The organism is Streptomyces sp. NPDC005752 (assembly GCF_040630715.1).
In the GTDB taxonomy this organism is placed as follows: Bacteria; Actinomycetota; Actinomycetes; order Streptomycetales; family Streptomycetaceae; genus Streptomyces.
Window position 1 is genome coordinate 1 of record NZ_JBEXYB010000009.1, and the last position, 13,741, is coordinate 13,741.

Annotated in this window: 12 protein-coding genes; 4 read left to right on the forward strand and 8 right to left on the reverse strand. The window is 71.0% G+C overall.

The genetic code is table 11. The features are described 5' to 3' along the window. Nucleotides 1-107: 107 nt before the first annotated feature. The 3 genes from ABZ441_RS09725 to ABZ441_RS09735 all read right to left on the reverse strand — a co-directional run bounded on the left by ABZ441_RS09725 (nt 108) and on the right by ABZ441_RS09735 (nt 2,448). Nucleotides 108-299 (reverse strand): ferredoxin, encoded by a 192-nt coding sequence (locus ABZ441_RS09725; protein WP_358970243.1) that lies wholly within the window; start codon nt 297-299, stop codon nt 108-110. 51 nt (nt 300-350) lie between these two features. Continuing rightward, on the reverse strand, nt 351-1,574 hold the full coding sequence (locus tag ABZ441_RS09730; RefSeq protein WP_358970246.1) for a cytochrome P450: 1,224 nt from the start codon (nt 1,572-1,574) through the stop codon (nt 351-353). Nucleotides 1,575-1,800: 226 nt separating this feature from the next. Further along, on the reverse strand, nt 1,801-2,448 hold the full coding sequence (locus ABZ441_RS09735; protein ID WP_358970249.1) for a helix-turn-helix domain-containing protein: 648 nt from the start codon (nt 2,446-2,448) through the stop codon (nt 1,801-1,803). A gap of 374 nt (nt 2,449-2,822) precedes the next feature. On the opposite strand from ABZ441_RS09735, the gene ABZ441_RS09740 reads away from it, so the two are divergent. The 3 genes from ABZ441_RS09740 to ABZ441_RS09750 are packed head-to-tail and all read left to right on the forward strand — an operon-like array spanning nt 2,823 to nt 6,002. Beyond that, nucleotides 2,823-3,218: a helix-turn-helix transcriptional regulator gene (locus tag ABZ441_RS09740; RefSeq protein WP_358970252.1), complete on the forward strand. Its 396-nt coding sequence runs from the start codon at nt 2,823-2,825 to the stop codon at nt 3,216-3,218. A gap of 47 nt (nt 3,219-3,265) precedes the next feature. After that, the gene (gene modA, locus ABZ441_RS09745) at nt 3,266-4,039 is read left to right on the forward strand and encodes a molybdate ABC transporter substrate-binding protein (protein ID WP_358970255.1); all 774 of its coding nucleotides are present in this window, start codon (nt 3,266-3,268) and stop codon (nt 4,037-4,039) included. A gap of 28 nt (nt 4,040-4,067) precedes the next feature. Next, nucleotides 4,068-6,002 carry an ABC transporter permease gene (locus tag ABZ441_RS09750; protein WP_358970258.1) on the forward strand — a complete coding sequence of 645 codons (1,935 nt, stop codon included), beginning with the start codon at nt 4,068-4,070 and terminating at the stop codon, nt 6,000-6,002. An 85-nt stretch (nt 6,003-6,087) separates the two neighbouring features. On the opposite strand, the gene ABZ441_RS09755 is transcribed toward ABZ441_RS09750, so the two are convergent. Beyond that, complete coding sequence (locus ABZ441_RS09755) at nt 6,088-6,540, reverse strand: flavodoxin family protein (protein ID WP_358970261.1); 453 nt, start codon at nt 6,538-6,540, stop codon at nt 6,088-6,090. Nucleotides 6,541-6,611: 71 nt separating this feature from the next. Then, on the reverse strand, nt 6,612-8,885 hold the full coding sequence (locus tag ABZ441_RS09760) for a heavy metal translocating P-type ATPase (protein ID WP_358970264.1): 2,274 nt from the start codon (nt 8,883-8,885) through the stop codon (nt 6,612-6,614). Between the two features lie 186 nt (nt 8,886-9,071). Between ABZ441_RS09760 and ABZ441_RS09765 the strand changes: the two genes are divergently transcribed. Then, nucleotides 9,072-10,052, forward strand: a complete 981-nt coding sequence (locus ABZ441_RS09765; RefSeq protein ID WP_358970267.1) for a hypothetical protein — start codon at nt 9,072-9,074, stop codon at nt 10,050-10,052. Between the two features lie 394 nt (nt 10,053-10,446). Here the strand turns inward: ABZ441_RS09765 and ABZ441_RS09770 are convergent, their stop codons facing one another. The 3 genes from ABZ441_RS09770 to ABZ441_RS09780 all read right to left on the reverse strand — a co-directional run bounded on the left by ABZ441_RS09770 (nt 10,447) and on the right by ABZ441_RS09780 (nt 13,699). Beyond that, nucleotides 10,447-10,842: a hypothetical protein gene (locus ABZ441_RS09770; RefSeq protein WP_358970269.1), complete on the reverse strand. Its 396-nt coding sequence runs from the start codon at nt 10,840-10,842 to the stop codon at nt 10,447-10,449. A gap of 140 nt (nt 10,843-10,982) precedes the next feature. Beyond that, complete coding sequence (locus ABZ441_RS09775) at nt 10,983-12,311, reverse strand: enolase C-terminal domain-like protein (RefSeq protein ID WP_358970272.1); 1,329 nt, start codon at nt 12,309-12,311, stop codon at nt 10,983-10,985. 50 nt (nt 12,312-12,361) lie between these two features. Beyond that, nucleotides 12,362-13,699, reverse strand: a complete 1,338-nt coding sequence (locus tag ABZ441_RS09780) for a gluconate:H+ symporter (RefSeq protein WP_358970274.1) — start codon at nt 13,697-13,699, stop codon at nt 12,362-12,364. Between the last annotated feature and the right edge of the window lie 42 nt (nt 13,700-13,741).

The following is a 13,741-nucleotide window of genomic DNA, read 5'->3' on the forward strand; positions in this document are numbered from 1 at the left end:
TTTCAACTACAAATCCGCGCCCCCCAGGGGGGGGGGGGCCGGGCGGGGCGCCGGCCGCGTCGCCCCCCGCCCCCCCCGCGGCGCGGTCCGGGCGCGACGCTTCCGCGTCAGTCCTGGATACGGATGGCGAGTGCCGGGCAGACGGCCGCGGCCTGCTGGACGTCGTCGGCCCGGGCCGCGGGCGGCGCGGGGTCGAGCAGTACGGCGATGCCGTCGTCGTCCTGGTCGAACACGTCGTCGGCTGCGACCACACACTGCCCGGACGCCACGCACTTGTCCTGGTCGAGGATCACCTTCATATGCACTCCTTGGTCGGTGGTGTCACGGTGGGTCGGGTGCGTGAGAAGCGATCACCAGGCCACGGGCAGTTCGTGAACGCCGTAGACGGACCCGTCGTGCTTGAACGACAGTTCCTCCACGGCCGCGTCCAGCCGCAGGGTCGGGATGCGACGGTAGAGGGTGCTGTAGACGACCTGCAGCTCCATACGTGCCAGCGGCTGTCCGAGGCACTGGTGCACGCCGAATCCGAACGCGACATGGCGCCGCGCGTCGCGCCGGAGGTCGAGCCGGTCCGGGTCGGCGAAGACCGCTGGGTCACGGTTGCCGATGTCATTGGGCACGATGATTCCCTCGCCCGCCCGGATGACCTCGCCCGCGATCTCGATGTCCTCGAGAGCGACGCGACGGCGCCCGCTGTGGGTGATGTTGAGGTAGCGCAGCAGTTCCTCGACGGCGCCGGAGACCTCCTTGGGGTCCTCGGTCCCCCGCAGCAGGGCGAGCTGGTCGGGGTGTTCGAGCAGGGCAAGGGTGCCCAGCGCGATCATGTTCGCGGTTGTCTCGTGTCCGGCGAGCAGCAGGAGCACGCCCATCTCGGCCGCCTCCCGGCGGGACAGCTCGCCCGCCTCGACCCGGGTGCCGAGCCCCGACAGGAGGTCGCCCGCATGCCGGGCCATCTTGTGGCCCATGAGTTCGTCCAGATAGCCGATCAGATTGCCGTGGGCCCCGGCGCGTACCTCAGGAGCCGCGCTGCGGCTGATCAGGGTCCTGCTGTTCTCCTGGAAGAAGTCGTGGTCGGTGTACGGCACCCCGAGCAGTTCGCAGATCACGAGCGAGGGAACAGGGAGGGCGAACGCCGGGACGAGGTCGGCCCGCGGCGGCCCGGACAGCATCTCGTCGATCAGCCCGTCCACGATCTTCTTGACGGCCGGGCGCATCGCCTCGACCCGCTTGATCGTGAAGGGGGCGGTGACCATCCTTCGCTGGCGGGCGTGTTCGGGGTCGTCCATGAGGATGAAGCTGAAGCTCGTTCCCCTCAAGGGCGCGGGGCTGGGGTAGCCGGCCCGTGTGACGTCGGCGCTGATCCTCGGGTCGGCGAGGAGGGTGCGCTGATCGGCGTATCGGGTCACCAGCCAGGGGGTGCTCCCGTCCCACAGGCCGACCTTCCTCAGGGCCCCCTGTTCCTGTTCGGTCCTCAGCGCGGGCGGCGGGTCGAACGGGCAGCCTTTCGCGCGGGACATCGGGAACTCCGGGGCCGGAGGCGTGTGCGCTTCTTCCGGACGTACGGTGCTGGTCATCGCTTCCTCACTTCGTCGTGCGGGTGCCCTGCCGTCTTCGTCGTGCGGGTGACCTGCCGTCGGCCGCTGTCCCGGCGCGGACGGTTCGAGTGACCGGACCGCCGGAGTCCTGGCGGCTCGGGCACGTCGGCTCGGGAGCACTCCGGCCGAGGCCATGGCTGTGCCGTCGCGCTCGCGACAGGACACGAACCGTGGGCGCCGCAGGAGCACAGGGGGACGGACGCCGTCAGCGGCAGGACGTGACCGGCGCCGTCCAGAGGCCGACGACGGCGTCGATCAGCCCGGTGGCCGTCTCGTGCCAGTTGCTGCGGGGCGTGGAGGTGTTCCCGGCGAGCGCGCGTTCACGCTCGGCACAGGTGTGAAGGATCAGGATGCGTGACATGGCGGCCCGCTCGACGTGGACGTCGGCCGGCAGGTCCGGCAGGCAGCGGTTCAGCCCTTCGAGGGTTCTCAGCGTCGGCGGACAGGCGAGCGACTCCTCGGTCACGATGTCCTGCAGGGCCGGATCGGTCATGGCCTGGGCGCAGAACCGCGCGAACCAGGTGGGGCTCCCCAGCGCGGCCAGGTGCTCGGTGGTGGGGCGCACCAGACAGGCCACCCACTCCCCTATGTCCGTGGGGTCCTGGATACCGGCGAGCAGACGGGCACGGGCTTCCTCGATCTGTCTGCTGTGCTTCCGGGTGATCGCCCGCACCAGGTCTGCCTTCGTCCCGAAGTGATAGCCGACCGCGGCGTTGTTGCCCTGCTGCGCGGCTTCGCTGACCCGGCGGTTGGACACCGCGTAGACACCGCGCTCGGCGAACAGCCGCTCCGCGGCGTGCAGGATCCGCTCCCTGGTCTCGCTGACCTGCCCGGCCCGCACCGTCCGTTCCATGCGCCGTCTCCTCGGTCGAGGGCGTCTCGGAGTGTCCAGGCAATCCGGGACCGCCTCACCGGTCAAGCGACTGATTTAAAAATGGCCGAGATGGTCACGCGCCCGGCACCGGAGGGTCTGTGGCAGCCTTCGGTACCCCCGCCACCTGCGGCGACGAGCGCATGAATGGGGTGGTTCCGCTTCTGGCCCCGGCGAGCCGAGCTCGGCCGGTGGCCTGCGTGGGGCCGGGAGCGCACAGCTCGGCGGGCCCCGTGATTGGCGCAAAGCGACCGCGGCGCCGACGCGACTTTCGCAACCCCGAGGAACACGCATCTGCAAGGGCTGAACGGTATGTGCTTTGTAAATGCGAGCATGCTCGACATATTGTTTCGCACATGCAGTCCTACACCATCGGGCAGGCGGCACGCCTTCTCGGCGTGAGCCCGGACACCGCCCGCCGCTGGGCGGACGCCGGCCGGGTCGCGACCCATCGCGACGAGAGCGGGCGTCGCCTCATCGACGGCCGTGATCTGGCCGCGTTCTCCGTCGAGGTCGCCCAGGCGGGCCCCGGCGAGGAAGAGGTCCCCTACACCTCGGCGCGCAATGCCTTCCCCGGCATCGTCACCGCGGTGAAGCTCGGTGACGTCGCGGCCCAGGTCGAGATCCAGGCCGGTCCGCACCGCCTCGTCTCGCTCCTGACCCGGGAAGCCGTGGAGGAGCTGGGACTCGAGGTCGGCATGCAGGCCACGGCCCGCGTGAAGTCGACCAGCGTGCACATCGACCGCACCTGACGCGGCACCAGCCGCCGCGCGGTGGCCCTGACCGAGGAGTTCTCCCTATGTCCTTCACCCTCACCGGCCGCCGGGGCGGCGCCGTGGTCCTGTCCTCGGTGCTGCTCACCACCCTCAGCGCGTGCGGCAGCGACGACGACAGCGCCTCCGGCGAGGCGAGGACCAGGCTGACCGTGCTGGCCGCCTCGTCCCTGACCGACGTCTTCGCGACCGCCGGCGCCGCGTACGAGAAGGAGCACCCCGGTACGGAGGTGACGTTCTCCTTCGCGGGGTCGCAGGAGCTCGCCGCCCAGGTCGGGCAGGGCGCGCCCGCGGACGCGCTGGTCACCGCCGACACCAGGACGATGGACAGCCTGACGGCGGACACCGGCAGATCCACGGTCATCGCGAAGAACCGTCTGGTCATCGCCACCGGCGAAGGGAACCCCGGCAGAGTCGAGAGTCTCGCGGACCTCGCGGATCCCGCACTGAAGGTGGTCCTGGCCGCACCCGAGGTACCGGTCGGCCGCTACGGCCGGCAGATCCTCGACGCCCAGAAGATCGACGTGAAGCCGGTCTCCGAGGAACCCAATGTCCGCGCCGTCCTCAGCAAGGTCGAGCTCGGTGAGGCGGACGCCGGTCTCGTCTACCGGACGGACGCCGCCGCCACCGACAAGGTCGACGCGATCGACATCCCCGACGCGCAGAACGCCATCGCCTCCTACCCGGCGGCGACACTCAAGTCGTCCGGGAACAGCGAGGCCGCGGCCGCGTTCGTGTCCTGGCTGTCCACGCCCGAGGCGCAGAAGATCCTCCGGGACGCGGGATTCCAGAAGCCGTGACGACCGGACGGACCCGTGGGGCAAGGCGATGAAACAGTTCCGCGGCCGCTCTTCGGGGCCCCGTACCCCGTTGACCCTGGCTATTCCCGCACTGCTCGCGGTCGTGTTCCTGATGCTGCCGCTGGCCGGCATCCTGGCGCGCACGGACTGGGGAGAGCTCGGCACGCATCTGACCGGTCCCGGCACCACCCAGGCCCTGAGGCTGTCGCTTCTCGTCTCGGGCTGGGCGCTCGGGCTCTCCCTCGTGCTGGGCGTGCCCCTGGCCTGGCTGCTGGCCCGCGTCGACTTCCCGGGCAAGGCCCTCGTGCGCTCGCTCGTCCTCCTGCCGATGGTGCTTCCGCCGACCGTCGGCGGTGTGGCCCTGCTGCTCGCGTTCGGGCGACGGGGGCTGCTCGGGCCCTGGCTGGAGGACACGTTCGGCGTCACGCTGCCGTTCCACACCTCCGGGGCGGTCCTCGCCGCGGCCTTCGTCGCGATGCCGTTCCTCGTGATCAGCCTCGAAGGGGCCCTGAGCGGCCTGCATCCGCGCTACGAGGAGACGGCCGCGTCCCTGGGCGCCTCACCGGTGCGCGTGTTCTTCACGGTGACCCTGCCCATGGTGGCTCCGGGCCTCGCCGCGGGCGCGGCACTGACCTGGGCACGGGCGCTGGGTGAGTTCGGCGCGACCATCACCTTCGCGGGCAATCTGCCGGGTACCACGCAGACCCTGCCCCTGCAGGTGTATCTGCTGCTCCAGGACTCCCCGGAGGCGGCCACCTCCGTCTCGCTGCTCCTGCTGGTCATCGCGATGGCGGTGCTCTTCGCCCTGCGCGGACGATGGGCCGGGACGCCCCGCGCCGCAGCGCCGCCGCGCCGCCCCTCGGAGCCGGATCCGGGGCAGCCCGCGAACGAACCGGCTCCCCCCATCGCTCCCCCGGGGTCCCGCGAGAGCTGGCCGTTGCGCGCCGAGGTCACCGGTTTCAACCGGCTCACCCTCGAGGCCGAGCCGGGTACGACGATCGCCGTCGTCGGCCCGAACGGCGCGGGCAAGACGACCCTGTTGCGCGCCCTGCTCGGCCTGACGCCGCGTGCCCACGCCGCACTGCGCCTCGGGGACACCGACACCGGCAGCCTGCCCCCGCACCGGCGGGGCGTCGCGTGGGTCCCGCAGGACGGCGCCCTCTTCCCGCACCTCTCCGCACTGGCCAACACCGCCTACGGGCTCCGCGCCCACGGCGTTTCGCGCGCGGAGGCCAGGGACACTGCCCGTCAGTGGCTCGGCCGCCTCGGCGTCGGGCACCTCGCCGCCCGCAGGCCCGCACAGCTCTCCGGCGGCCAGGCACAGCGCGTCGCGCTCGCCCGCGCGCTCGCCGCGCGTCCCCGACTGCTGCTTTTGGACGAACCGCTCGCCGCCCTCGACCAGACGACCCGCGCCCATGTGCGCCATACCCTGCGCACCCACCTCGACGGCTTCGGGGGCGTCTGCCTGATCGTCACGCACGATCCGGTCGAGGCCGTCTCGCTGGCCGACCGCGTCCTCGTACTCGACGAGGGACGGGCCCTTCAGGACGCGCCGCCCGGTGAGGTCACCCGTCATCCGCGCTCCCCCTGGGTCGCCAGGATGCTCGGGCGTAACGCCTGGCCGGGGACGGCCACGGCGGAGGGCCTCGGGCTCCGCGGCGGGGGCCATCTGGTCGCCGCGGAGCCACTGCCCGCCGGAACCCCCGCCCTCGCGGTCATCGGTCCCGAAGCCGTCTCCGTGCACCGCGAGCGGCCGAGTGGCAGCCCGCGTAACGTCTGGCCGGGTACGGTCCGCGAGATCACCGCCAGCGGCAGCCGGCTGCGTGTCCTGGTCTCCTCCACGGAGGCGCCCGACCTCGTCGCGGAGATCACCCCGCAGGCCGCCGCCGAACTCGGCCTGGCCGAAGGGGTGTCGGTCTGGACCAGCGTGAAGGCGACCGAGGCGACCCTCGTCCCCCGGTAGGGGCCGTCGGACCACCGGCGCGGCCGGGGCTCTCGAGCCACCCGTCCGCCGGCGGCCGTGAGACCACCGCCCGGCCGGGGACCCGTCAGGCCATCAGTCCGGCGGCGACTGTGGCACCCAGTTCCCAGCACGCCTCGGTGTCGGCCCTGACCGGCTCACCGGTGACCGTCACCGCATCGGCCGCACGGCGCCAGCCGAGGCCGGTTGTGATCGTCTCGATGCCCCGTACGGCGCCGGTGACGTCGTTGCCGCCGTGCACGTAGTAGCCGAAGGGCCGGCCCTTCGTCGTGTCCAGGCAGGGGTAGTAGACCTGGTCGAAGAAGTGCTTCAGGGCGCCGGACATGTAGCCGAGGTTCGCGGGGGTACCGAGCAGATAGCCGTCGGCGGCGAGCACGTCGGACGGCGTCGCGGAGAGCGCGGCCCGCCGCACGACCCGTACGCCTTCGATGTCCTCCGTCGTCGCACCGGCGACCACCGCCTCGAACAGCGCCTGGCAGTTCGGCGAGGGCGTGTGATGCACGATCAGCAGAGTGGCCACAGTGCCGAACCTACCTGCTCACCGAGCCCCGTGGCCCGCCCGGAGGGGAGGCGCGGGGCACGTGGGCCGGCTCAGCCGTCGGCACGGAAGCCCCGCAGGCGCAGGCTGTTGCCGACGACGAAGACCGAGGAGAAGGCCATGGCCGCTCCCGCGATCATCGGGTTGAGCAGTCCGGCCGCGGCGAGCGGGAGGGCCGCCACGTTGTAGGCGAAGGCCCAGAACAGATTCGAGCGAATCGTTCCCAGCGTCCTGCGGGCGAGCCGGATCGCGTCGGCCGCCACCCGCAGGTCCCCGCGTACGAGCGTCAGGTCCCCCGCCTCGATGGCGGCGTCCGTGCCGGTCCCCATCGACAGGCCCAGGTCCGCCTGGGCGAGGGCGGCGGCGTCGTTGACGCCGTCGCCCACCATGGCGACGCTGCGCCCTTCGGCCTGGAGCTTCCTGACGACCTCGGCCTTGTCCTGCGGCATGACCTCGGCGATGACCTCGTCGATGCCCACCTGGGCCGCGACGGATTCGGCGACCGCCTTGTTGTCACCGGTCAGCAGGACCGGCGTCAGCCCCAGGCCGCGCAGCCGCCCGACCGCCTCGGCGCTGGTGTCCTTGACCGCGTCGGCGACCTCCAGGACCGCACGCGCCTCGCCGTCCCAGGCGACCGCGATGACGGTCTTCCCTTCCCTCTCGGCCGCGTCCTTGGCGGTCCTGAGCTCCTGGGGGAGCTCGACGGCCCACTCTGCCAGCAGCTTCTCGCGGCCGACGAGCACGGCACGGCCCTCGACGACGCCCTGGACGCCGAGACCGGGGACGTTGGCGAAGTCCTCGGGAACGGGCAGCGTGCCCACCGTCCCCGCGGCGCCCTCGGCGACGGCCCGGGCGACCGGGTGTTCGGAGGAGTGCTCCAACGCACCTGCGAGACGGAGCACTTCGGTCTCGTCCGTGGCCCCGGCGGTGTGGACCTTCAGCAGCGTCATGCGCCCCGTGGTGACGGTGCCCGTCTTGTCGAGGAGGATCGTGTCGGCCCTGCGGGTGGTCTCCAGGACCTCCGGCCCCTTGATCAGGATGCCGAGCTGGGCCCCGCGACCGGTGCCGACGAGCAGGGCGGTGGGCGTGGCCAGGCCCAGTGCGCAGGGACAGGCGATGATCAGCACGGCGACGGCCGCGGTGAACGCGGCGGTGAGTCCGGCGCCCGAGCCGAGCCAGAAACCGAGCGTCGCGAGGGCCAGCCCGATGACGACCGGTACGAAGACGGCGGAGATCCGGTCCGCGAGGCGCTGTGCGGCGGCCTTGCCGTTCTGCGCCTCCTCCACGAGCGCGGCCATCCGGGCCAGCTGGGTGTCTGCGCCGACCCTGGTGGCCTCGACGACCAGACGGCCGCCGGCGTTGAGGGTCGCACCCGTGACAGCGTCACCGGCGGCGACCTCGATGGGCACCGACTCGCCGGTGAGCATCGAGACGTCGACGGCGGAGGAGCCCTCCACCACCGTCCCGTCCGTGGCGATCTTCTCGCCGGGGCGGACCAGGAAGCGGTCCCCGACCCGCAGAGCCGCCGTGGGCAGGGTGGTCTCCCCGCCCTCGCGCAGCACGGTGACCTCCTTGGCCCCCAGCTCCATGAGCGCTCTGAGCGCCGCGCCCGCCTTGCGCTTCGAGCGGGCCTCGAAGTACCGGCCGGCCAGGATGAAGGCCGTCACACCGGCAGCGGCCTCCAGGTAGATGTTTCCCGCCCCGTCGCTTCGGCTGATCGTGAATTCGAACGGATGCGTCATGCCCGGAATGCCGGCCGTTCCGAAGAAGAGTGCCCACAACGACCACAGGAACGCGGCCGACGTACCGACCGAGATCAGGGTGTCCATGGTGGCCGCGCCGTGCCGGGCGTTGGTCCAGGCGGCACGGTGGAAGGGCCAGGCGGCGTACGTGATGACCGGCGCGGCGAGCGTGAGTGAGAGCCACTGCCAGTACTCGAACTGCAGGGCCGGGACCATCGCCATCGCGATGACCGGCGCGGCGAGCAGCGCCGCGGTGACGAGCCGCTGACGCAAGGGCCTCAACTCGGCGTCGGCCCGCTCCTCCTCGCTCGGGCCACCGGCGGGTGTATCGGCGCCTGCGGGCCCGGGGCGGGGCGGGGCGGGCTGCCTGGCGGTGTAGCCGGTGGCCTCGACCGTGGCGATGAGGTCGTCCACCGAGACGCCGTCGGCGAAGGCGACTCCGGCCTTCTCCGTGGCGTAGTTGACGGTGGCCTCGACCCCCTCCATGCGGTTGAGCTTCTTCTCGATCCGGGCCGCGCACGAGGCACAGGTCATCCCGCCGATGGCGAGCTCGACCCGGGCGGCGCCGGGGGTCGTGGGAGTCATTGCCTGCTCCTCCTCCGAACGGGGCCAGTATACCCCTGATGGGTATGCATTACGATGCCCAACATATACCCCCCACCCGTATCTGCCGCAAGTCCGGTGCAGCCTGGTTGCATATACCCCTGGTGGGTATACGCTCATGACGTCGGACCATCGCGGGCCCTCCGCGCAGAGAGCACAGGAGCAGTCATGAACCCCGCCGCGAAGATCACCGCTTTCACCGCCGCACTCGCGGCCTCCTTCGGAGCCGCCTACGGCATAGGGGCCGCCGTCGACCCCGGGACGGGTTCCGCCGACCCCGCCGGGACCACCGGTCACGCGGAGAGCACCGGCCCCGGGAGCGGCGACTCTGCAGCCGGGGGTCTCCAGATCTCCGACGGCGGGTACACGCTCGACCTCAGGACCCCCCGCCTGGAGGCGGAGCAGCCGAGCGAGCTGCGTTTCGCCGTCCGGGACCGGGCGGGCCGGCAGGTCACGGCGTTTCAACGCGAGCACGACAAGGAACTCCACCTGATCCTCGCCTCACGCGATCTGACCACCTACCGCCACCTGCATCCCACCCGGGCGGACGACGGCATGTGGAGCACCCCGGTCAAGCTGCCCGCGGCGGGTGACTACCGGGTCTTCGCCGACTTCACACCGGCCGGCGGGAACGCCGCCGACCTGACACTGGGCGCGGACCTGGCCGTATCCGGGCCGTACAAGGCCGCGGAGCTCCCGAAGCCTGCCCGGACGGCCTCGGTCGACGGGTACACGGTCTCCTTGAACGGCACCCTGCGCCCCGAGGCACCGGAGAACGTGACCTTCACCGTGCGGAAGGACGGCCGGCCCGTCACCGACCTGCAGCCCTATCTGGGTGCGTACGGCCACCTCGTCGCCCTGCGCGCAGGCGACCTCGCCTACCTCCACGTCCACCCTGACGGCGAACCCGGCGACGGCTCCACGAAGCCGGGGCCGGACGTCTCCTTCACCGCGACCGCGCCCAGCCCAGCCACCTACCGGCTGTTCCTGGACTTCAAGCACAACGGCACCGTCCGGACGGTGGCCTTCACCGTTCCGTCCGGAGCGGCGCCGGAGACCCCCCACCCGACGGCACCCTCGGAGGGACGCGAGGACGGACATGAGGACGGGTCGTCGGACGGGGGCGAGAGCGGAGGGCACGGGCACTGACGGCACGACGAGGTCCGGGATCACGGGCCGATCGGGCCCGCGACGACGCGCTCGAGTCGCTTCGGAGGGTTGACGGCCGGTCGACACCGTTCATAGCGGGCTCGCTTGGGCTGCGGTCCGCCAAGCCGCTACGGACCGGATGCCGTGTTGCCGCTTCACCGACCCGTCCGGTCGTCAACAGCCGGCACGAGCGGGCACCAACGGGCCTGCGGCGGCGGTACTTTCACCAGGGAACGGATCCTTGGCGACAGGGCACCGGGGAGCTCGCGGCAGTGGGAACGCGCGCGGACCGAGCCCGTCCCATGGCGCGACCGCCCGCACAGGAGGGCCTGCACGGAAAACGGCTCCCCGCACCCGAGGGCGCGGGGAGCCGTCCTGGTCGGCCGACGGAAGGTCAGCCGTTGTTCTTCCAGTTCTGCCGGTTGCAGTACCCGTCATCCGTGGAAGTGTGCAGGCACACCAGGAACTCGTGCGTCCCACCCTCGGGAATGTCGTAGTCCCCGCCCATGCTGGCCCGCTTGGTCACGCACTTCCCGTTACCACCGGCCTGCAGGCTGTAGCGCGTGCCGCCACCGGCTTCCTTGACCCAGCCCTTGGCGGCCATGCCGTCGGCATCGGTGTCGCACACCTTGACGATGTCGCCGTACTTGGTGAACTCCATCGTCCCGCCCGGGACGACGAAGTGCCCCAATGTGGTCATCTTGTAGTCAGCAGCGACGGCGGCGTTGGCCCCGAGGAACGAGAACGCGGCGGCTGCGGCAAGCACGGTGACTACCTTGCGAGTCTTCATGAGAACCCCCCTGGTCGAAATGAACACCAGCGGACGGTACCAAGAGAATCGAATGCACGTTTTAATTTAATAGCGACACAGAAGGACGGAGCAGGGCAAATGAAGCCTCAGTTCGCGGCTCCCCCCGCGCCCCGAACTGCCTACCGCACCAGGCAGGGCCGCTTGGCGTCGTAGGTCCAGCCGGGTACGAGGTACTGCATGGCGTCGGCGTCGTTCCGCGCGCCCAACGCCTCCTCCAGGTAGAGCTCGTGGGCGGCGTGGAGGCGGTCCGTGTCCAGCTCGACGCCCAGGCCCGGGGCGTCGGGAACGGCGATCTCGCCGTCGGTGATGCGGGGCGGGTCGACGGTGAGCCGCTCGAGGCCCTCCTGCCAGATCCAGTGCGTGTCCAGAGCGTTGTACTCACCCGGTGCGGCGGCACCGCAGTGCGTGATCATGGCGAGTGAGATGTCGAAGTGGTTGTTGGAGTGGCAGCCCCAGGTGAGGCCCATCGCGTTGCACAGCTGGGCCACGCGCACCGAGCCCTGCATCGTCCAGAAGTGCGGGTCGGCCAGCGGGATGGAGACCGACTGCAGGGCCAGGGCGTGGGTCAGCTGCCGCCAGTCGGTGGCGATCATGTTGGTCGCGGTGGGCAGGCCCGTCGCACGGCGGAACTCGGCGAGGACCTCGCGCCCCGAATAGCCGTCCTCCGCCCCGCAGGGGTCCTCGGCGTAGGCCAGTGTGCCCACCAGCGGGGAGCAGAGCTCGATGGCCTCGCGCAGTGACCAGGCGCCGTTCGGGTCCAGGGTGATCCGCGCCGAGGGGAAGCGGTCCTTGAGCGCGCGAACGGCCTTGACCTCCTCCGCGCCCGCGAGGACCCCGCCCTTCAGCTTGAAGTCCTTGAAGCCGTACAGGTCGTAGGCGGCCTCGGCCTGACGCACGATCGCCGCGGGGGTGAGGGCCTCCTCGTGCCGGATGCGGTACCAGTCGACGTCGGACGCGGGTTCACGAACGTACGGCAGGTCGGTGCGGCCGGGGTCACCGACGTAGAAGAGATAGCCGAGCACCCGTACGGAGTCCCGCTGCCGGCCGTCGCCGAGCAGCGCAGCCACCGGAACGTCGAGGTGCTGGCCCAGCAGGTCGAGCAGGGCCGACTCGACGGCCGTGACGGCGTGGACGGTGGTCCGCAGGTCGAAGGTCTGAGCGCCCCGTCCGCCCGAGTCGCGGTCCGCGAACCGGCTCCCGATCTCGCGCAGGACGCGCTTGTGGTCGCCCACCTTCGAGCCGACGACCAGCGGCTCGGCGTCCCGCAGGGTCTGGGTGATCTTCTCGCCCCCGGGCACCTCGCCCAGTCCGGTACGGCCCTCGGAGTCCTTCAGGACGACGACATTACGGGTGAAGAAGGGGCCGTGGGCGCCGGAGAGGTTCAGCTCCATGCAGTCGCGGCCCGCGACGGGATAGACGGCGAAGTGGGTGATGGTCGGCTGGTTCATGCTGGTCGGTTCCTTATGTACGAGAGGGTGGCCCGGCCGGGACCGGCGGTTCAGACGCCGATGACGTCGAGGGCCCATTCGGCCGCCAGGACTCCACCGAGACCGAGGACCGCGAGCACCGTCGTATAGCCGGTGCGGACCTTGATCGCCTGGATGACCGAGAGGTTGAAGTACTCCTTGAACAACCAGAATCCCGGGTCGTTGACGTGGGAGAAGGCGATCGATCCGCACGAGACGGCGAGCACCATCATCTCGGGGTGGACGCCGCTGCCCGCCAGGAGCGGCAGCACCACGCCGGACGCGGTGACCACGGCGACGGTCGCCGAACCCAGTGCGATACGGAGGATGGCCGCGATGAGCCAGGCCAGGATGATCGGCGAGACCGCCCAGTGCTCCGTGACGTCCTTGATGTAGTCGGATATCCCGCCCTCGACGAGGACGTTCTTGAAGGCCCCACCCGCGCCGATGACCAGGAGGATCATCGCCATCGCCTTGGCGGCCGAGGTGCAGGAGGCGCTGACGTCGGCCAGGCTGCGGCCGATGCGCGGTCCGAACGCCCAGGCAGCCAGGAGGAGGGCCAGCAGGAGCGCGATCGGCGCCGAGCCGATGAAGGCGACGCCGTGCAGGAAGGGGCTCTCGCCGGACGTGAGCATGTCGGTCACGGCGGCGCCGGCGATCAGGACCACCGGGAAGAGCGCCACGAACAGCGACCAGCCCATGCCGGGCATCTCCTCGTCGGTGAACTCCCGCTCACTGACCAGGCCGTTGGGTATGGAGGGGTTCATCGCCCTGACGAACGGCAGCCGCGGCCACAGGAGCGCCACGGCCGCGCCGGCCGGTACGGCGATGAAGAGGCCGTAGAAGAGGGTGTGGCCGACGGAGGCGTGGAAGGTCGCGGCCACGGCGGTGGGACCGGGGTGCGGCGGCAGGAAGCTGTGCATCGTGGACAGGGAGATCGACATCGGCAGACCCACCCACAGCAGGTTCACCCCGGTGACCCTGACGAGCGTGAACGCGATGGGGACGATGATGATGAAGGCGACCTCGTAGAACATGGTCACGCCGATGAGCATGGACGTGACCACCATGGCCAGCTGGACCCCACGCGGCCCGAAGGCGTCGAGCAGCTTGCCCGCGATCCGCTGGGCGGCTCCCGAATCGCCCATGACCCGGCCGACCATGGCGCCGAGGCCGATGGTGAGCATGGTGTCGCCGATCTGGTCCCCGATGCCCGCCGAGAGGACGTCCGGGATCTCGATCGCGGGGATCCCCTGGACGAGTGCGACGCCGACGGCCACGAGCAGCAGTGCGGCGAAGCCGTTGAGCTTCATACGGGTCATCAGGAGCAGCAGCACCAGAACGCTGATCCCGACTACGACGAGCGGCATGTCAGTTCCCCTTTGAACTGTCGGTCTGTCGAACCGCCGGCC

Coding starts and splice junctions, on each gene's coding strand:
- ABZ441_RS09725 (WP_358970243.1), bottom strand. CDS start 299: ATGAAGGTGATCCTCGACCAGGACAAGTGCGTGGCGTCCGGGCAGTGT.
- ABZ441_RS09730 (WP_358970246.1), bottom strand. CDS start 1,574: ATGACCAGCACCGTACGTCCGGAAGAAGCGCACACGCCTCCGGCCCCG.
- ABZ441_RS09735 (WP_358970249.1), bottom strand. CDS start 2,448: ATGGAACGGACGGTGCGGGCCGGGCAGGTCAGCGAGACCAGGGAGCGG.
- ABZ441_RS09740 (WP_358970252.1), top strand. CDS start 2,823: ATGCAGTCCTACACCATCGGGCAGGCGGCACGCCTTCTCGGCGTGAGC.
- modA (WP_358970255.1), top strand. CDS start 3,266: ATGTCCTTCACCCTCACCGGCCGCCGGGGCGGCGCCGTGGTCCTGTCC.
- ABZ441_RS09750 (WP_358970258.1), top strand. CDS start 4,068: ATGAAACAGTTCCGCGGCCGCTCTTCGGGGCCCCGTACCCCGTTGACC.
- ABZ441_RS09760 (WP_358970264.1), bottom strand. CDS start 8,885: ATGACTCCCACGACCCCCGGCGCCGCCCGGGTCGAGCTCGCCATCGGC.
- ABZ441_RS09765 (WP_358970267.1), top strand. CDS start 9,072: ATGAACCCCGCCGCGAAGATCACCGCTTTCACCGCCGCACTCGCGGCC.
- ABZ441_RS09770 (WP_358970269.1), bottom strand. CDS start 10,842: ATGAAGACTCGCAAGGTAGTCACCGTGCTTGCCGCAGCCGCCGCGTTC.
- ABZ441_RS09775 (WP_358970272.1), bottom strand. CDS start 12,311: ATGAACCAGCCGACCATCACCCACTTCGCCGTCTATCCCGTCGCGGGC.
- ABZ441_RS09780 (WP_358970274.1), bottom strand. CDS start 13,699: ATGCCGCTCGTCGTAGTCGGGATCAGCGTTCTGGTGCTGCTGCTCCTG.